Raw genomic sequence first — 17243 nt, forward strand, 5'->3', positions numbered from 1 at the left:
TCGCTTGGTAGGGCCATGCAGGGGCGGCTGGATCAGAAGATGAAGTCGCTCATCACCGGAATCGCCGTGTTGCCGTACATGCTGAAGATCATGTCGGTATCGCTCGAGTAGTTGCCGTCGCCATTGACATCCACCAGCATCCAGCCATCGTCCACGCCGTACATCGCGAAGGCGATCGAGCGCTGGGTGCCATTGTCGTTGAATACGCCGACGCCGTCCTTGAGCGTGCCCTGCAGGATGTGATCGGTGTTCGACGCCAGCTTGATGGTGGCGAAGCCCTGCAGGTTCGCGCCCGCCGCCAGGTGCAGGCCGGACAGGTCGATCTTGTCCACACCGACCTGGAAGTCGAAGATGGTGTCGTAGCCGTTAAGCTGCTTGTTGCCGTCCTTGGCCCAGATCAGCTGTGAGTCGCTGGCCTTGTCGAACTTCACGACGTCCTTCACCTGTTCGTAGCGGTACAGCAGCACCGTATCCTTTCCCTCGTTGCCGTCGAATACCACCCCGGTCTTGGTCGCGGTGTGGTAATCCATGCCCTTGCTGCCGATATAGTTCAAGGTCGCGGCAGGCGCATTGGTGCTGCGGGTCACGCCGTCGAAGTTCACGTTGCCGGTCGAGCCGGACGCGTCGAAGGTGGTCATCACGTCGGAAGTGACCGTCAGCAGGCGGGCGCTGGCATCGCCCGTCACCAGCAAGGTCTTGACACCCTGCGCGTACAGGTAGGAGAAGCCGTTCACGTAGTCCGCGGCGACACGGCCTTCGTTGGTACCGGTGGCCGGATTGTCCGCTTCCATCTTGTCGACGCTCGAGTGGATGGTGATGGTCTCGATGCCGCTGGTTTCGATGACGTTGCCTTGTACCAGGCCACTGGTCCGGCCGTCGGCGTTGGCGTCGTTCGCGATCATGCTGATGGTCAGCTTGTCGTTGGCGCCGGTGGCATCCTTCAGGTTGAATTTGACGGTCTGGCCGATCGTGTGGTGCTCGGTCGGCTTTCCGTACAAGTCGATGTTGACGTCTTCGCTGACGAACTGGATGGTCGAGTTGGCGCGTCCGTTGGTGAATTCGACTTGCTCGCGCAGGCGGCCATGGCTGTGCAGGGTGGTGACGTCGCCCGCGCGGTCGAGGTTGTAGACGCCTTTGCCGGTCGAGAAATCGAGGGTCTCGAAGTTGGCGTAGACCACGTTGCTGGTCACGCCCAGGAAGGCCGCGTCGCTGACCACCATGGTGTCGGTGCCGGCCCCGCCATCGACCTTCGCCCCGCTGAACGCCGACTGCGAGAAGGTATAGCGGTCGTTGCCGGCGCCCAGGTCCACCGCCGCGGTGCCTGCCAGGCCGCCGGTCATGGTGAGGGTGTCCGCGCCGGAGCCGGTCTTGATGGTCAGGTTGGCGGTGGTGGTGGCGCTCAAGCTGTGTGCGCCGCTCGACTGTGCACCGTCGAAGGTTTTCAGCGAAGCGATATCCTTGAGATTGGCGTCGAACTTGCCGGCGCCCTTCAGGGTCATCGTGACCAGCTTGTCGTCCGCGGCCAGCGCGGTGGTGCTCAGCTGGAAAATGGCGGCGCTGTCGATGTTCAGCGTGGTGGCCTTGGCCGCCGCCAGGTTGATGTGCGAGCCGGCGCCGCCCGGTGCGGCACTCACCTGCAGGTTGATGGTGCTGGCGTTGGCGTCCGAGATCGTCGCGCCGTTGCCGACTTCGCTCAAGCGCAGGGCCAGGGTATGGTCGGCGGTGCCGTTGTTGATGGTAGCGGCCTGGCTGGTGTTGGCCAGGCTGACCGTGGTGAGCGCATTGCCGGTGAGCGTGGCTGCGCCCGTGTTGCCGGTAATGGCGACGGAACGGCCGCCAGTCGTCGTGACGGCGCCGGAGGTGGTCTGGATGTCCATGCCGACCGCGTCGCCGACCTTCAGGTTGACGGCGCCGGCGGCGACGATGTCCACCTGTTCCAGCCCGACGAAGCCCGAGATGTCATAGGCGCCTGCATTGCCGATGCCGCCCTTGGTGCTGATGTCGAGGTGCTGGACATTGGTCACCGATGCCGCCGGGGCGCTGGTCGCCAGCGCGCTGCCGTCGTCGGCAATGATCAGCGAATTGCTTCCGCCGCCACCGTGGATGGCGTCGGCGGCGGAGAAGGTCGCTGCGGTGGCCTTGAAGGTGTCGTTGCCACCGCCGCCCTTGAAGGCGGCGCCCGTGTCGGCATTGGCGCTCAGGGTGAAGGTGATCGGGGCCTTGCTGGCTGCGACGAAGCTCGCGGTCGAGGCATCCAGGTTGGCGGTTGCGGTGACCAGCGAGGCGTCGGTGGTCACGGCGGAGGTCAGCTGCTTGGCGAAGGCCAGTGCGTCGCCGCCATCGTAGGCGGCCCGCTCCGGATGCAGGTCCAGTGCGGAGGTGAAGCTGGTGGCGAACTTCACCTTGTTGTTGTAGGCGGTCAGGTCGGCGTTCTGCGCGCCGCCGGCGATGGCGGTGACCACCGCATCCACCGTGAGCACCTTGTCGTCGAGTGCCTTGGCCCAGTAGTCCAGGCCGGCCGGTTCGCCGTCGCGGCCGAACAGGTTGCGGTAGACGGTATTGACCACGGTGCGGCTGTCCTTGCCGCCGTAGGCCGCGATGTATTCGGCCGAGGATGCGAAGGCTGCCGCGACGGCCGACAGGCTGCCGCCCTGGCTATCGACGACTCCGTTCCAGAATGCCAGGCCGGCGGGATCGCCCGGGCGGTTGTAGTAGGCGACGTACAGTTGTTGGATCGCGTTTTCGTAGTTGGCCATGCTGTGCTCCAGAGTGTGTCGGTTCATCTGAGGGCGACTGTCTCGTTGCAGTCGACCGATGTGAAACATTCTGGCAGAGGCGTCCGGCGATTACCTCCCCCCGCAAAGGGGGAAAGCAGGGCCGCGGCGTATGCACGTTCGTTACATGGAAGTAAAGAGCCTGCCGCCGAACCGGCCGGCCGCGTGTCAGGCGTAGTCGCGCAGGACGGTGTAGACGCCGTTCTTCGATGCGACAAGCGCGTAGCCGCGCGCTTCCCACAGGATCGGGGCGACCTCTGGAGGCAGGGTGGCGCCACCCGCGCGGCGCGCCATCGTCACGTGCGGACGGTAGCTGCGTGTTTCCGGCTGGAGGCCGAGCGCCGCCAGCGCATCCGCCAGGTGCGCGTGCAACGCCAGTAAGGCGGGCGGGGCATGGTCGGGTTCGAGCACGGCGATCCCGTTATGCCACAGGGCCGCGCGATTCAGTTCGAGCTGGAAGGGTTCGAAGGGCACGGCGAAACCCTCCAGCAGCTCGGGCAGGCGTTCGCCGGGGACGCCGCCGAGGAAGTGCAGGGTGAGGTGCAGCTTGTCGGGATGGACCGGCGAGGCGTTCTTCGGCCAGGCCCAGGCATCGCGCCGCTCCTTCAGCAGTCGGCGCAGCGCCGGGTCGGGCCACAGGGCGAGGAACAGCCGCCTGTCCATGCGAGGCTCAGAAGCAGTGTTCCGGCGCCGGGAAGCTGCCGTCCTTCACGGCCGCGACGTAGCTGGTCACGGCGGCGTCGATGCTGGTCTGGCCTTCCATGAAGTTGCGCACGAAGCGCGCCTTGCGGCCCGGGAAGACGCCCAGCAGGTCGTGCATCACCAGCACCTGGCCGGAGCAGTCCGGACCGGCGCCGATGCCGATGGTCGGGATCGAGAGCAGGTCGGTGACGTCCTTCCCGAGCGCGGCCGGGATGGCTTCCAGCACCACCAGCGAGGCGCCCGCCGCCTGCAGCGCCAGGCCGTCGGCCCTGAGCTGCTCGGCCGCGGCATCGGTCTTGCCCTGCACCTTGAAGCCGCCGAAGGCGTGCACGAACTGCGGCGTCAGGCCGATGTGAGCGCATACCGGAATGCCGCGCTCGACCAGGAAGCGGACGGTCTCGGCGAGCCAGGCGCCGCCCTCGATCTTGACCATCTGCGCGCCGGCGCGCATCAGCGTGACGGCGTTGTTGTAGGCCTCGACCGGCGTGGTGTAGCTTCCGAAGGGCATGTCGGCCAGCACCAGGGCCAGCTTGTTGCCGCGCGCGACAGACGCCGTGTGGTAAGCCACATCGAGTACCGTGACCGGCAGCGTCGAATCGTGGCCGGCGCAGACCATGCCCAGCGAATCGCCGATCAAGAGCACGTCCACCCCGCAGCGGTCCATCAGCGAGGCGAAGCTGGCGTCGTAGGCGGTCAGCATCGCGATCTTGTCGCCTGCGGCGCGCATGGCCAGCAGCGCGGGCGCGGTCACGGCCTTGCGGACGGGTTTCGGGGCATCGTTGGCAGCCGGATCCTGGCCCTGCAGGTAAGCGCTCATGGAAATCCTTTTAAGACGGTCGTACGGAAACGCGTAGTGTAATGCGGCGGCGGCAAACGCGCAGGGACTTTGTCGGAATATCGATCAGGGCGCTGATCGCTTTCGCGGCTGTGCCGGCGGCGTATTCGCTACTTGCCGATGAAGAGGAAGCCCACCGCGGCCATGATGCAGACAAAGGCGGCCAGGTGGCGCCATGAAACCGGTTCGCCGAGGACGGTCACCATGAACACGCCGAACACGACCAGCGCGATCGCCTCCTGCATGACTTTCAGCTGCCCGGCGCTCCAGCCGCTGGCGAAGCCGATGCGGTTGGCCGGGACGGCCAGGCAGTATTCGACGAAGGCGATGCCCCAGCTGATCATGATGACGGTGAGCAGGGGCTTGTGCATGCCGCCCTTGAGATGCCAGTACCAGGCGATCGTCATGAAGATGTTCGAGGCGGCGAGCAGCAGGAAGGTAGTCATGAAATAAGGCTCAGCCGATCTTCTCGACGGCCTGGCTGGCCACCAGCGGCAGGTAATCGCGTATCGGCCCCACGCCAGGAATGGCCAGATCGGGGGCGATCTCGGCCAGGGGCGCCAGCACGAAGCCGCGCTCGTGCATGCGCGGGTGCGGCACGACGAGGGTGTCGGTGGCGATGCATTGCTCGCCGTACAGCAGCAGGTCGAGGTCGAGCGTGCGCGGTGCGTTGCGGTAGGGGCGCTCGCGGCCGTGCGCCAGTTCGATGTCCTGCAGCGCGTTCAAGAGCTGCTGCGGGTCGAGCGCGGTGTCGATGCAGGCGACCGCGTTGATGTAGTCGTCGCCGCTCGCGTCGACCGGCGCGGTGCGGTACAGGCCGGAGGTCTCGATGACCGTCGTGCCGTCCAGCAGGGCCAGGCGGCGCAGCGCGTCCAGCACATTGGCCTGGGCGTCGCCGAGATTCGCACCGATGCCGACGAAAGCGATCATTCGTCGCCGCCGCCCGCGCGCTCCGCCCCTGCCGGCGCTGCGCCTTCGCCGCCGCCACTCGTCTTGCGTGGCCCGCGGCGCGGTGCGCGCTTGCGTTTCGCCGCTCCCTGGCCCGGCTCGCCGCGCTGGCTGGCGGCCGCCAGCAGGGCTTCGCGCTCGCCGCCTTCGGCCGCATAGAACGCGGTCCACCATTCGCCTACTTCACCCGGCAGCTCGCCCGATTCGCAGCGCAGCAACAGGAAGTCGTAGCCGGCGCGGAAGCGCGGGTGCTCGAGCAGCTTGAACGGCGCCTTGCCGGTGCGGCGCTCGAAGCGCGGCTGCATGGCCCAGATGTCGCGCATGTCGGTGGCGATGCGGCGCTGCAGGGCCAGGTTGTCGGTCTGGGTGTCGAGCACGTCGTCGGCGGCCAGGTGCAGGGCCGGGATCGGTGCTTCGCCGGCGGCGCGGTAGGCATTCCACTTTTCCAGCACCTGGTGCCACAGCAGCGAGGCAAACAGGAAGCCCGGCGAGACGCCCTTGCCGGCCTTGACGCGGCCGTCGGTCGACTCCAGGGCGAGCGTCACGAACTTCATGCCGATCGGCTGTTCCAGTACGACGTCCAGCAGCGGCAGCAAGCCGTGGTGCAGGCCGGCCGAGCGCAGCTCTTTCAGGCAGGCCAGCGCGTGGCCCGACAGCAGCAGCTTGAGCATCTCGTCGAACACGCGCGCGGCCGGCACGTTGTCGATCAGCGGCGCCATGACGGGAATCGGCGCGCGCGTGGTCGGCTCGATGGTGAAGCCGAGCTTCGCCGCGAAGCGCACCACGCGCAGCATGCGCACCGGGTCTTCGCGGTAGCGCGCTTCCGGCATGCCGATGATGCGCAGCAGCTTGGCACGGATGTCTTCCATGCCGCCGTGGTAGTCCAGCACCGTCTGGGTGGCCGGGTCGTAGTACATGGCGTTGATGGTGAAGTCGCGGCGCGCCGCGTCTTCGTGCTGGGGGCCGAAGTTGTTGTCGCGCAGGACGCGGCCATGCTCGTCCTTTGGCGCGTTGTCGCTGCCGTTGCCGCGGAAGGTGGTCACTTCGAGCAGGTCCTGGCCGAACATGACATGCACGATCTGGAAGCGCCGGCCGATGATGAAGGCGCGCCGGAACAGGCGCTTGACCTGCTCGGGCGTGGCGTCGGTGGCGATGTCGAAGTCCTTCGGCTTCACGCCCAGCAGCAGGTCGCGCACTGCGCCGCCCACCACGAAGGCCTGGAAGCCGGCTTCCTGCAGCGTCTGGGTCACCGTGACCGCATTGCGCGACACGTTGCGCGGGTCGATCTTGTGCTCTTCGGGACCGAGGATGGTGGCCTGGGTCGGGTCGCGGCCGTCGTCTTTTACGCCGAGGATTTTACGGATGAATTTCTTAATCATTGAAGAGATGGATGGTTGGCCAACCCTGCTCGCGCGCATGGGTGGCGAGCTTGGCGCTCGGGTTGGTGGCGACCGGGTGGCTGACGATCGAGAGCAGCGGCAGGTCGTTGTGCGAGTCGCTGTAGAAGTGGCAGCGTTCGAATTGCTCGAAACGCGCACCCAAGCGTTCCAGCCACGCGTGCATGTGCGTGATCTTGCCGGGACCCGAGGTCGGCGTGCCGAGCAGCTTGCCGGTGAGGTTCCCTGCGGCGTCGTATTCCGGCATGGCGCCGATGTGGTGCTGCACGCCGAAGCGCGCCGCGATCGGCGCCGTGATGTGGTAATTGGTCGCGGTGATGATCGCCACCAGGTCGCCGGCAGCCTGGTGTTCGCGCACCAGCGCCAGGGCCTTCGGCCTGATCGCCGGTTCGATTACTTCCGCCATGTAGCGCGCGTACAGGGCGTCCAGCTCGGCGCGCGGGAAGCGCGCCAGGGTGCCGAGGGCGAACTCGAGGTATTCCACGGGATCGAGCACGCCCGCCTGGTACTGGGCGAAGAATTCGTCGTTGCGGTGGCGGAAGGCGGTTTCGTCCACCGCGCCGATGCGGACCAGGAACTCGCCCCATTCATAGTCCGAATCGATCGGCAGCAGGGTGTGGTCGAGGTCGAATAGCGCAAGGTTTTTCATTCTTTGGGTTCCGACTGCTGGTTTTCTTGCAGCAACAAATCACGCAGCAGCGGGACGGTGACGGGGCGCTGGGTCTCGAGCGAATACTGGTCGAGGGCGTCCAGCATCGTCGCCAGCGACCGCATGTCGCGCTTGAAGTGAGACAACAAATAGGGTAACACGCTGGCCGATAGCGTCAAACCGCGCGCTTCGGCCGCCTGTGTGAGCGCGGCGATCTTCTCGTCGTCGGACAGGCCCTTGATCTGGTACACCAAACCCCAGCCCATGCGCGTGCGCAGGTCTTCGCGCACCCCCAGCACCGCCGGCGGCACCGGGCCGGTGCTGACCATGTAGGCGCCGTGCTCGCGGATCTGGTTGAACAGGGCGAAGGCGTCGATCTGGCGCTGCGGCGACAGGCGGTCGCAATCGTCCAGCAAGTAGAGCGTGACAGCATCGGAGTGGACGAACTCATCCTCCGGGGCATCGAAGGGGATGTAGCGCGAGGCCGGGCTGGCCGCCAGCGCCTGCAGCAGGTGGGTCTTGCCGGCGCCGGTGTCGCCCCACAGGTAGGCGAAATGCTCGCGCGAAGCACGCTGCGCGAACTGGTGCATCAGGTGCGCCAGTTCGGCATTCTCGCCCACCTGGAAGGTGTCGAGGCTGTGCGCCGGTTCGGCGCCTAAATCGAGCACCAGCTGTTTCATGGCGTCGTCGGACTCACATTAAATGTCATATGCTTCAGCCATTATAGAAGCTGCTACGCAGGTAGTGGGCACGCACGTGGCGGAAACCGACCATCAGCACCGCGGACGCGGGCAGGGCCAGCAGCACGCCGGCAAAGCCGAACAGCTCGCCGAAGGCCATCAGGGCGAAGATCACCGCCAGCGGATGCAGGCCGATGCGCTCGCCCACCAGGCGCGGCGTCAGGAAGAAGCTTTCGATCAGCTGCCCCAGCGTGTAGATCGCCACCACCCAGGCCAGGCCGGTCCAGTCGGCGAACTGCAGCAACGCCGCGATCAGTGCCAGCAGCATCCCGAGGCCGAAGCCCAGGTAGGGCACGAAGCCCAGCAGGCCGGTCAGCACGCCGACCGGCAGCGCCACGTCCAACCCGAGAATGGCCAGCGCCGCCGAGTAGTACACGGCCAGCACGATCATCACCAGGAGCTGGCCGCGCAGGTACTGGGCCAGCAGCACGTCGGATTCGACCGCCATGCCGACCGTTTGCGGCGCCCAGCGCCGTGGAATGGCGCCTTCGATGCGGGCCAGCAGCGAGTGCCAGTCGAGCAGCAGGTAGAACAGCACCACCGGTACCAGCGTCAGGGTGGCGATCCAGCCCAGCAGGGCGCTGCCACCCACCCGTACCTTGGCCAGCACCGAGGTCCAGAGATCGTCGCCGCCGGCCGCTACCTGCTGCTCGACCAGCTGGCGCAGGCCCGCGCCGTCGAGTTTCACGTTGATGCCGTAGCCGGCCAGCCAGGGCGAGACGAAGGTGTCGAGCCAGGTGAAGAAGGCGGGGACCTTGGCCTGCAGCAGGGGGATCTCGGCGCGCAGCACCGGCACCACGACCAGGAACAGGGCCACCACGGCGGCGAAGAATGCGGTGAGGACGATCGAGACGGCGACCACGCGCGGCATCCTGCCCTTGCCGAGGCGGACCCCGGCCAAGCGGTCGACGGCGCCGCCCAGCATGTAGGCGAGGATGGCCGCCGCCAGGAAGGGAGAAAGGATCGGCCCCAGGATGTACAACAGCAGTGCCACCGCCAGCCAGAGCGCCAACCAGAACGTGGACTGTTTTTGCTCCGGGGTCAGGAAAAATGGCATGCAGTTATTGTTATTTTGCTAAAACGAGTTGTAAATGGGGCGCAAACGGGTTGGAAACAGACCGTTTTGCTAAAATAGCGGATTGACCAGGTTCCAGGTCTGTCGCCTTCTATTTTACCGCCTCCGCTGCCAAATACCATGAGCCAACCATCTAATGTTTCCCTCTCCTACCGCGACGCCGGTGTCGACATCGATGCGGGCGACGCCCTGGTCGAAGCGATCAAGCCCCTCGCCAAGCGCACCATGCGCGAAGGCGTCCTGGGCGGCATCGGCGGCTTTGGCGGGCTGTTCGAGATCAGCAAGAAGTTCAAGGAACCGGTGCTGGTCTCCGGTACTGATGGCGTCGGCACCAAGCTCAAGCTGGCTTTCGAGCTGAACCGCCATGACACGGTCGGCATCGACCTGGTCGCGATGAGCGTGAACGACATCCTGGTGCAGGGCGCCGAGCCGCTGTTCTTCCTCGACTACTTCGCCTGCGGCAAGCTGGACGTGGCCACCGCCACCGCGGTCGTCTCGGGCATTGCCAAGGGCTGCGAAGAATCGGGCTGCGCGCTGCTGGGCGGCGAAACCGCCGAGATGCCGGGCATGTACCCGGACGGCGAATACGACCTGGCCGGCTTCGCCGTCGGCGCGGTGGAGAAATCGCAGATCATCGACGGCAGCAAGATCGTCCCGGGCGACGTGGTGCTGGGCCTGGCCTCGTCGGGCATCCACTCGAACGGCTACTCGCTGGTGCGCAAGATCATTCAGGTGGCCAAGCCGGACCTGGAAGCCGACTTCCACGGGCGCAAATTATCGGATGTCTTGATGGCGCCGACCCGCCTGTACGTCAAGCCGCTGCTGGCCCTGATGGCCTCGATGGAAGTGAAGGGCCTGGTGCACATCACCGGCGGCGGCCTGGTCGAGAATATCCCGCGCGTGCTGGCGGATAACCTGACCGCGGTGCTGGATGCCACATCGTGGACCATGCCGCCGCTGTTCCAGTGGCTGCAGCAGCACGGCGGCGTGGCGGATGCCGAGATGCACCGCGTGTTCAACTGCGGCATCGGCATGACCGTGATCGTCGCGAAGGAAAACGCGGATGCCGCCATGGCGCAGCTGCAGGCTGCCGGCGAGACCGTGTACCGCATCGGCGAGATCCGTGCGCGCGAAGAAGGCCAGGCGCAGACCGTCGTTCAGTAAGCCGGCTCCGCTTCACGTAAAAATGGGCGCCGCGGCGCCCTTTTTCATTCCGGCCGCAGTGCGGGCGCTTACTGTTTCGCCGCACCCGCGCCGATATGGCGGTCGAGGAAGCGCTCGACGCGGCCCCAGAAGTCGACCTGGTTCTTCGGCAGGGACCAGCCATGGCCTTCTTCCGGATACTCGACCCATTCGACGTTCCTGTTGGTCTTCAGGAGGGCGTCGCGAAACCGGGTGCCGTGATTGATGGGCACGCGCCGGTCGACGCCGCCATAGGCCAGCAGCACCGGTTGCGTGATACGGGCAGCCTGCTCGATCGGCGAGGTGGCCTTGAGCTGGGCCGCGTCCTTGACCGGATCGCCAACCATGTGCGGCATGCCGTACGTCTTGTACTCGGACGACATGTCATTGGTGAAGCTCCAGCCCCCGTTGTACATCAGGTTGATGTCGGTGACGCCCACCCAGTTGATGCCGCACTTGTACAGTTCCGGGTCCCTGACCAGTCCCATCAGCGTGGCGTAGCCGCCATAGCTGGCGCCGGCGATGCAGACGCGCTTGATGTCGGCAATGCCTTGTTGCGCCGCCCAGCGCACGCCGTCCGCGACGTCGTCCTGCATTGCCAGGCCCCACTGCTTGAAGCTGGACTTGAAATGCTTGATGCCGAAACCCAGGCTCCCGCGGAATTCCGGCTCGAGCACGGCATAGCCGCGCGAGGCCATGAACTGGGAATACGGGTTCCAGCCCCAGGATGCGCCACGCACCCAGGGCCCGCCATGGACCAGCACGACCAGCGGCAGGCCGGTGCGCCTGGCCCCGGGCGGCAGCGTCAGCAGCGCCGGAATCTCCAGGCCGTCGCGCGCCTTGTAGCGGACGAACTGCTGGCGTCCCATCTGCGCCGGATTGATGGTCGGACGCACGTCGACAATCTTGTTCAGCTGTTTCGTCTGCGTGTTGTAGAGCGAGTAGGTGCCCGGCAGGACGTCCGAGTACGACCACACCAGCACCCAGGGCGACTCGGGCTGCGCCGGCACCGAGATCGTGTTGACGGTCGATGGCAGCAACTTGTCGACCGAAGCCTGGACCTGCTTCATGCCCGGATCGAACCATTCGTTCGACACGGCATCGGTACGAAAGCGCACGCCCAATACCTTGTCGCGGTTGCTCACCAGGCCGCCGTCGAAGTCGTAGCCTGCGGTGACGAATATCGGCTGCGGATCGGTCTTGCCGGTGGCCGGGTCGAGCAGGTGGACCGAGGTGGTATCGCGTCCTTCGCTGCGCGCTTTAACGAACAGCTTGCCGTCCTGCGCGAAGCCGATGGGCTCCACCGCCTGGCTGCCGTCGCCGAAGGCCGGATAGCTGGCCAGCACGCGCCAGGCCTGGGTCGCCGGATCACGGTAATACAGGGTGTGGGTATCGCGCTCGAGCGCCGTCGCCAGCCGCGGTTCACCCTTGTTGTCGAGAGACCAGCCGCGCACCGCGGCGGCGGGGCGCGGCACCGTCTGCGTGGCCCCGGTCAGGGTGTTCAGGCGCAGCAGGTCGACGCTGCGCACTTCTCCGCCGCCGTCGCGATTGACGCTGGCGACATACACGAATTCCGAATCCTGCGCGCCTGTCTGGTCGAGCATGTAGGTGTGCCATGGCAGGACCTTGCGCGTGCTGCGGGTGCCATGGGTGGCGCGGGCGCCGGTGCGGTCGGCCAGTTCCACGAAGCGCCCGCCGTCGCTGTCCACGGCGTACAGCCCGGGCGCATAACGCAGGTCGCCCTGGCCGACGCCTTTTTCGCGCGTGTCGAAGAGCAGGCGCCCGTTGCTGATCCACTGGAAGTCGTTGATGTCGGCATCGTCGTACGAGGCAACCACCTTGGCGCTGTTGGACTGCAGGTCCACCACCACCAGCGCGTCGCGCCGGCCGGGGGCGCCCGAGCGCGCAGCCAGGTAGCGCGCGTTCGGCGACAGCTTGGCGCCGCTGATCGGGGCACTGGAAAAGAAATTGGCAATCGGCGGCAGGCCGGCCGCGGCCTGCGTCGGGGCTTGCGCCTGCGTTTCGGCGTGGGCGCAGGGAAGGGCGCAGGCAATGGCGGCAGCCAGTGCGGCGCTGCCCAGTGCACGCGAGAAGAATGGTGTCATGTCGGATCGTGGATAGGTCATGCCGAAAACGGCGCCCCAACAATAGCAGCCGCCGCCGCCGGCTGGAACCCTTCGGGCGACATCCATGCCGCATGCATACATGCCGTCGCGCCAACGCCGCATTCAGCGGCTGCCTGGCTCCTGTTCGGGCGCGCGGATGTACTCCACCATGCCCTGGCTGGCATGGCTCGGCGGTGCGCTCAGCAGGCTGCCGACCACGGTCGCCAGCAGCCCGGCCGGCACCCCGAACACGCCCGCGGCCAGCGGCTGGATCCCGAGCCAGGACTGGTCCAGGCTGCCGCCCAGGGTCGGGCTGGCGCGCAGCATGTACCACAGGCAGACCAGGAAGCCGCTGAGCATGCCGGCGATCGCGCCGGTGTGGTTGGCGCGCTTCCAGAACACGCCCAGCACCAGCACCGGGAACAGCGTCGAACCGGCGAGGGAGAAAGCCGCCCCGACCAGCGACAGGATGTCGGCCGGCTTTTGCGAGGCGGCGTAGGCGGCGATGAAGGCCACTGCCAGCAGCAGCAGCTTGGAGATCGTCACCCGCTTCTGGGTCGATGCGCCCGAATCGACCATCTTGTAGTAGACGTCGTGCGACAGCGCGTTGGAGATCGCCAGCAGCAGGCCGTCGGCGGTGGACAGCGCCGCGGCCAGGCCGCCGGCCGCCACCAGGCCCGAGATCACGTAGGGCAGGCCGGCGATCTCGGGCGTGGCCAGTACCAGCACGTCGGCGTCGATCGCGATCTCGGCCAGCTGCACCACGCCGTCGTGGTTGATGTCGGCAATGCTGAGCAGGGGATTGACCTTGTCCACGTTGGCCCAGTACGAGACCCAGGTGGGCAGCGAAGAGAAGTCGCTGCCCACCAGCGCGGTGTAGATGTCGTACTTGGCCAGCACCGCCAGCGCCGGAATGGTCAGGTAGATCAGCAGGATGAAGAACAGGGTCCAGAACACCGACACCCGCGTCTCGTCGACCGAGGGCGTGGTGTAGGCGCGCATCAGGATGTGGGGCAGGGCGGCGGTGCCGAACATCAGGCAGAACACCACGGCCAGGAAGTTGTTGCGGCGTTTGTCCGATTCCGCTTCGGTGGCGCCGGGAAAGGGCGTCGTGTGCGGCAGCGGCGGACGGGCGCGCGCCAGGTTGGCGTCGCGCCGCTCGCTCCACAGCGCCTGCGCCTCGTCGACCGTGCCGGGATAGGTGTTCAGGGCACGCTCGGCCTGGCGTACTTCGCCCAGCGAGGCATTGCGCGCGCGTACCTCGCTGAGCGCGCGCTGCGCTTCCAGCTTGCCCGCGTCCCATGACGCCGGCAGGGCCGCCAGGCGGGCGGCATATTCGCCGGCGCGGCGCCGGAATTCGGCCCGCACCTGTTCTTCGCGCGGGTCCTTCTCGAGCTGTGCCTCGCGCGCCGCCAGCTTGGGCAGCAGCGAGCCATAGGCCACCTGGGGCACCGGGTTGTCGGCATGCTTGGCCGACAGCCAGATGGTCGGAATCAAAAAGGCGACCAGCAGGATGATGTACTGCGCCACCTGGGTCCAGGTGATGCCGCGCATCCCGCCCAGGAACGAGCACACCAGGATCGATGCCAGGCCCAGGAAGATGCCGACCGAGAAATCGACCCCCGTGAAGCGCGAGGCGATCAGGCCGACCGCATAGATCTGCGCGACCACGTAGGTGAAGGAGACCAGGATGGTGGCGCCCACCGCCAGGCCCCGCACCGGCCCGCCGCGCCCGCCTGCGCCGCCGCCGTAGCGCACCGCCAGGAAATCGGGGATGGTGTACTGCCCGAACTTGCGCAGGTAGGGCGCGATGAGCAGGGCCACCAGCACGAAGCCGCCGGTCCAGCCCATGATGTAGGCCAGTCCGTCGAAGCCGTACAGGTACAGGCCGCCCGCCAGGCTGATGAAGCTCGCCGCCGAGATCCAGTCGGCGGCGGTGGCCATGCCGTTGAACAGGGCCGGCACGCGCCGCCCGGCCACGTAGTATTCGGTGACGCTGGAAGTGCGCGCCACCACCCCGATCGTGGCGTACAGGACGATCGTCGCCAGCATGAAGATGTAGCCGATCCACAGGCGCGGCATGCCTTCCTGCTCGAGCAGGGCCAGCGCCACCAGGAACAGGGCGAAGCAGGCGGTGTACCAGAGGTAGTAGCGCGACAGCTTGCGGAAGTAGGGCGGCTTGCTCGCGTTCACGCGTCCTCCCGGGCGGCCTGGCCGCGCTGCCGATTGAAAGCGCGGTCGAGCCGGCGCAGCCGCCAGGCGTAAACCGCGATGATCGCCAGCGACACCAGCGAGGCGCCCTGGGCCGCCATGTAGAAGGATAGCGGCCAGCCGAACAGCGAGAAGTGCGACAGCTCGCGCGCGAAGTACACGGTGCCGAAACCGGTGCATAGCCACAGCACCATCAGGACCAGGGTCAGCCGGCGCGTGGCCAGCCAGTGCGCCGCGCGTGCCTGCGCCTCGCTCGGCGGTCGGCCTGGACGGCCCTGCGGTGGCGTGGGTTCAGTCGGCATCATCGGGTTCATGGACGGGAGGCGGGAAGGTCAGGCGGAACAGGCTGCCCGGGAACTTGGGCGAGTGGCTGCGCGGGTTGTTGAAGATGTCGATCTCGGCGCCATGCTGCTGGGCGATCTCGCGCACGATCGCCAGTCCCAGGCCGCTGCCCTGCACGTTGCTGCCGAGGATGCGGTAGAAGCGTTCGAACACGTTGGCGCGCTCGCCTGGTGCGATGCCCGGACCGGTGTCCTCGACCTCGAGCAGGGCATACTCGCCGTCGCGCCGCACCCGCACCGTCACGCTGCCACCCTGGGGCGTGTAGCGCAGCGCGTTGTCGATCAGGTTGGACAGCAGTTCGCGCAGCATCAGCGCATTGCCGGCGATCAGGAGGGGCTGGTCGGACGGAGCATCCGGTGATTCATAGCCGAGGTCGATGCGGTGCGCGAACGAGGCCTGCACCCAGTCCTGCACGGTGGCGCGCGCCAGCTGGGCCAGGTCGATTTCTGCGAACGCCAGTCCCGCATGCGGCTGGTTCTCGGCGCGCGCCAGCGCCAGCAGCTGGTTGACCAGGCGCGTGGCCGATTCCGAACTCATGGCCAGCTGCTCGAGCGAGCGGTGGATCTCGCCCGGATCGACCTGGCGCAGCGCGAGCTCGGACTGCATCCGCATGCCGGCCAGCGGGGTCTTCATCTGGTGCGCGGCGTCGGCGATGAAGCGCTTCTGCATGTCGACGGTCTGGGCCAGGCGCTCGAGCATGTCGTTGAACGAGCCCACCAGCGGCGAGATCTCTTCCGGCACCTGGCGCGGGTCGATCGGCGACAGGTCGTCCTGCGGGCGTGCGCGGATGCGCTCCTGCAGCTCGGCTAGCGGGGACAGGCCGCGCGACAGGGCGAACCAGACCAGCGCCAGGATCACCGGCAGGATGATGAACTGCGGCAGGATCACACCCTTGATGATCTCGTTGGCCAGGTGGGCGCGCTTGTCCAGGGTTTCCGCAACCTGCACCAGGGCCAGGCCGGGCGCCGGATCGGCGGAGCGTGCGCCTTCGTGCAGCGGGTCGAGGCTGACCCAGGAATAGGCGACGCGCACCGGCGTGCCATGGATGCTGTCATTGCGGAACATCACGCTGCCGCTGCGCGCGCGTTCGTCGTCGACGCCGCCGTCGCCGCCGGTACTGTTGCCGCCGCGGGGACGCGGCAGGTCGCGGTCGCCGTCGAGGTGGGCGCCGCTTGGCCCGCTGATCTGGAAGTACACGCTGTCGACGTCGTCGGCGCGCAGCACGTCGCGTGCGCTGCCGGGCAGCTGCGCCACCGGCCGGCCGCCCACCGTGCGGATCTGCTGCGACAGCACGGTGACCCGGTCTTCCAGCGCATCGTCGAAGGGCTGGTTGGCGATCGACTTGGCCACCAGGTAGGTGATGGCAATGCTCATCGGCCACAGCAGCAGCAGCGGGGCCAGCATCCAGTCGAGGATCTCGCCAAACAGCGAGTGGCGGATGTTCTCGTCGGGTTCGGGATTGGGCGGCACCCAGGGCGCCGCCGGCAGGCCGTCCGGCGGCGACTGCGGCGCAGGAGGATCGGCGAATCCCGCGTCGCGCTCGTTCACTTGCTGTCGGTGCCCGGTGCGGGTGCGCGCGGCGCTTCGGAGAATTTTTCGAGGCAGTAGCCGAGGCCGCGCACGGTGGCGATGCGCACGCCGCCAACCTCGATCTTCTTGCGCAGGCGGTGCACGTAGACCTCGATGGCGTTGTTCGAGACTTCCTCGCCCCATTCGCACAGGTGGTCGACCAGCTGCTCCTTGGAGACCAGGCGCCCGGTGCGCGCCAGCAGCACCTCCAGCAGGCCGAGTTCGCGCGCCGACAGGTCGAGCATCTGGTCGTTGATATAGGCGCTGCGCCCGACCTGGTCGTATACCAGCGGGCCGTGGCGCACCACGGCCGGGCCGCCGCCGGCGCCGCGGCGGGTGAGGGCGCGCACCCGCGCCTCCAGCTCGGACAGCGCGAAGGGCTTGGCCATGTAGTCGTCGGCGCCGAGGTCGAGGCCTTCGACGCGCTGCTCGACCGAATCGGCGGCGGTGAGGATCAGCACCGGCAGCAGCGAGGAACGGGCGCGCAGGCGGCGCAGCACCTCGAGCCCGGACAGCTTGGGCAGGCCGAGGTCGAGGATCAGGAGGTCGAACTCCTGGGTGGACAGGGCCGTGTCGGCATCCTGGCCGTTTTCGACGCAGTCGATGGCATAACCGGACTGGCGCAGCGAACGGGTGAGTCCGTCGGCAAGTACGCTATCATCTTCGGCGAGCAGAATTCGCATGAGGAGCACCTGGGAAAACGTTGGACATCTA

Annotated in this window: 15 protein-coding genes; 1 reads left to right on the top strand and 14 read right to left on the bottom strand. The window is 67.1% G+C overall.

Translation table 11 applies throughout. From position 1 onward, the window contains the following. Nucleotides 1-32: 32 nt before the first annotated feature. From AC56LU_RS04390 to AC56LU_RS04430, 9 genes are all read right to left on the bottom strand, one after another. The gene (locus AC56LU_RS04390) at nt 33-2756 is read right to left on the bottom strand and encodes a DUF4214 domain-containing protein (RefSeq protein ID WP_497174385.1); all 2724 of its coding nucleotides are present in this window, start codon (nt 2754-2756) and stop codon (nt 33-35) included. A gap of 186 nt (nt 2757-2942) precedes the next feature. Then, nucleotides 2943-3437, bottom strand: coding sequence for an RNA 2',3'-cyclic phosphodiesterase (thpR, locus tag AC56LU_RS04395; protein WP_497174386.1), 495 nt, complete (start codon nt 3435-3437; stop codon nt 2943-2945). 7 nt (nt 3438-3444) lie between these two features. After that, nucleotides 3445-4293, bottom strand: a complete 849-nt coding sequence (gene panB / locus AC56LU_RS04400) for a 3-methyl-2-oxobutanoate hydroxymethyltransferase (protein WP_497174387.1) — start codon at nt 4291-4293, stop codon at nt 3445-3447. Between the two features lie 128 nt (nt 4294-4421). Beyond that, nucleotides 4422-4757 carry a DMT family protein gene (locus AC56LU_RS04405; protein ID WP_497174388.1) on the bottom strand — a complete coding sequence of 112 codons (336 nt, stop codon included), beginning with the start codon at nt 4755-4757 and terminating at the stop codon, nt 4422-4424. 10 nt (nt 4758-4767) lie between these two features. After that, entirely contained in the window at nt 4768-5241 is a 474-nt protein-coding gene (folK, locus tag AC56LU_RS04410) for a 2-amino-4-hydroxy-6-hydroxymethyldihydropteridine diphosphokinase (protein ID WP_497174389.1), read from the bottom strand. Continuing rightward, nucleotides 5238-6638 (bottom strand): polynucleotide adenylyltransferase PcnB, encoded by a 1401-nt coding sequence (gene pcnB / locus AC56LU_RS04415; RefSeq protein WP_497174390.1) that lies wholly within the window; start codon nt 6636-6638, stop codon nt 5238-5240. Before pcnB ends, folK begins: the two co-directional genes overlap by 4 nt. After that, nucleotides 6631-7305, bottom strand: a complete 675-nt coding sequence (locus tag AC56LU_RS04420) for an HAD family hydrolase (protein WP_497174391.1) — start codon at nt 7303-7305, stop codon at nt 6631-6633. Before AC56LU_RS04420 ends, pcnB begins: the two co-directional genes overlap by 8 nt. Continuing rightward, nucleotides 7302-7985, bottom strand: a complete 684-nt coding sequence (hda, locus tag AC56LU_RS04425) for a DnaA regulatory inactivator Hda (protein ID WP_497174392.1) — start codon at nt 7983-7985, stop codon at nt 7302-7304. Before hda ends, AC56LU_RS04420 begins: the two co-directional genes overlap by 4 nt. A gap of 34 nt (nt 7986-8019) precedes the next feature. Continuing rightward, on the bottom strand, nt 8020-9102 hold the full coding sequence (locus tag AC56LU_RS04430; RefSeq protein WP_497174393.1) for an AI-2E family transporter: 1083 nt from the start codon (nt 9100-9102) through the stop codon (nt 8020-8022). A 138-nt stretch (nt 9103-9240) separates the two neighbouring features. Between AC56LU_RS04430 and purM the strand changes: the two genes are divergently transcribed. Then, the gene (gene purM / locus AC56LU_RS04435; RefSeq protein WP_497174394.1) at nt 9241-10284 is read left to right on the top strand and encodes a phosphoribosylformylglycinamidine cyclo-ligase; all 1044 of its coding nucleotides are present in this window, start codon (nt 9241-9243) and stop codon (nt 10282-10284) included. Between the two features lie 68 nt (nt 10285-10352). On the opposite strand, the gene AC56LU_RS04440 is transcribed toward purM, so the two are convergent. The 5 genes from AC56LU_RS04440 to AC56LU_RS04460 form a co-directional block, all read right to left on the bottom strand. Then, nucleotides 10353-12407: an alpha/beta hydrolase family protein gene (locus AC56LU_RS04440; protein ID WP_497174395.1), complete on the bottom strand. Its 2055-nt coding sequence runs from the start codon at nt 12405-12407 to the stop codon at nt 10353-10355. 123 nt (nt 12408-12530) lie between these two features. Continuing rightward, nucleotides 12531-14600: a VC_2705 family sodium/solute symporter gene (locus AC56LU_RS04445; protein ID WP_497174396.1), complete on the bottom strand. Its 2070-nt coding sequence runs from the start codon at nt 14598-14600 to the stop codon at nt 12531-12533. Beyond that, nucleotides 14597-14923, bottom strand: coding sequence for a DUF4212 domain-containing protein (locus AC56LU_RS04450; protein ID WP_497174397.1), 327 nt, complete (start codon nt 14921-14923; stop codon nt 14597-14599). The genes AC56LU_RS04445 and AC56LU_RS04450 overlap by 4 nt, the downstream gene beginning before the upstream one ends. Further along, a complete protein-coding gene (locus AC56LU_RS04455; protein WP_497174398.1) occupies nt 14910-16508 on the bottom strand; it encodes a sensor histidine kinase in 1599 nt (532 codons plus the stop codon). The genes AC56LU_RS04450 and AC56LU_RS04455 overlap by 14 nt, the downstream gene beginning before the upstream one ends. Continuing rightward, the gene (locus AC56LU_RS04460; RefSeq protein WP_497174399.1) at nt 16505-17212 is read right to left on the bottom strand and encodes a response regulator; all 708 of its coding nucleotides are present in this window, start codon (nt 17210-17212) and stop codon (nt 16505-16507) included. Before AC56LU_RS04460 ends, AC56LU_RS04455 begins: the two co-directional genes overlap by 4 nt. Nucleotides 17213-17243 lie beyond the last annotated feature (31 nt).

It is taken from the genome of Telluria sp. PB2R4, from assembly GCF_059685695.1.

Coding starts and splice junctions, on each gene's coding strand:
- AC56LU_RS04405 (WP_497174388.1), bottom strand. CDS start 4,757: ATGACTACCTTCCTGCTGCTCGCCGCCTCGAACATCTTCATGACGATC.
- panB (WP_497174387.1), bottom strand. CDS start 4,293: ATGAGCGCTTACCTGCAGGGCCAGGATCCGGCTGCCAACGATGCCCCG.
- AC56LU_RS04440 (WP_497174395.1), bottom strand. CDS start 12,407: ATGACACCATTCTTCTCGCGTGCACTGGGCAGCGCCGCACTGGCTGCC.
- AC56LU_RS04450 (WP_497174397.1), bottom strand. CDS start 14,923: ATGATGCCGACTGAACCCACGCCACCGCAGGGCCGTCCAGGCCGACCG.
- AC56LU_RS04430 (WP_497174393.1), bottom strand. CDS start 9,102: ATGCCATTTTTCCTGACCCCGGAGCAAAAACAGTCCACGTTCTGGTTG.
- thpR (WP_497174386.1), bottom strand. CDS start 3,437: ATGGACAGGCGGCTGTTCCTCGCCCTGTGGCCCGACCCGGCGCTGCGC.
- AC56LU_RS04390 (WP_497174385.1), bottom strand. CDS start 2,756: ATGGCCAACTACGAAAACGCGATCCAACAACTGTACGTCGCCTACTAC.
- AC56LU_RS04420 (WP_497174391.1), bottom strand. CDS start 7,305: ATGAAAAACCTTGCGCTATTCGACCTCGACCACACCCTGCTGCCGATC.
- hda (WP_497174392.1), bottom strand. CDS start 7,985: ATGAAACAGCTGGTGCTCGATTTAGGCGCCGAACCGGCGCACAGCCTC.
- purM (WP_497174394.1), top strand. CDS start 9,241: ATGAGCCAACCATCTAATGTTTCCCTCTCCTACCGCGACGCCGGTGTC.
- folK (WP_497174389.1), bottom strand. CDS start 5,241: ATGATCGCTTTCGTCGGCATCGGTGCGAATCTCGGCGACGCCCAGGCC.
- AC56LU_RS04460 (WP_497174399.1), bottom strand. CDS start 17,212: ATGCGAATTCTGCTCGCCGAAGATGATAGCGTACTTGCCGACGGACTC.
- pcnB (WP_497174390.1), bottom strand. CDS start 6,638: ATGATTAAGAAATTCATCCGTAAAATCCTCGGCGTAAAAGACGACGGC.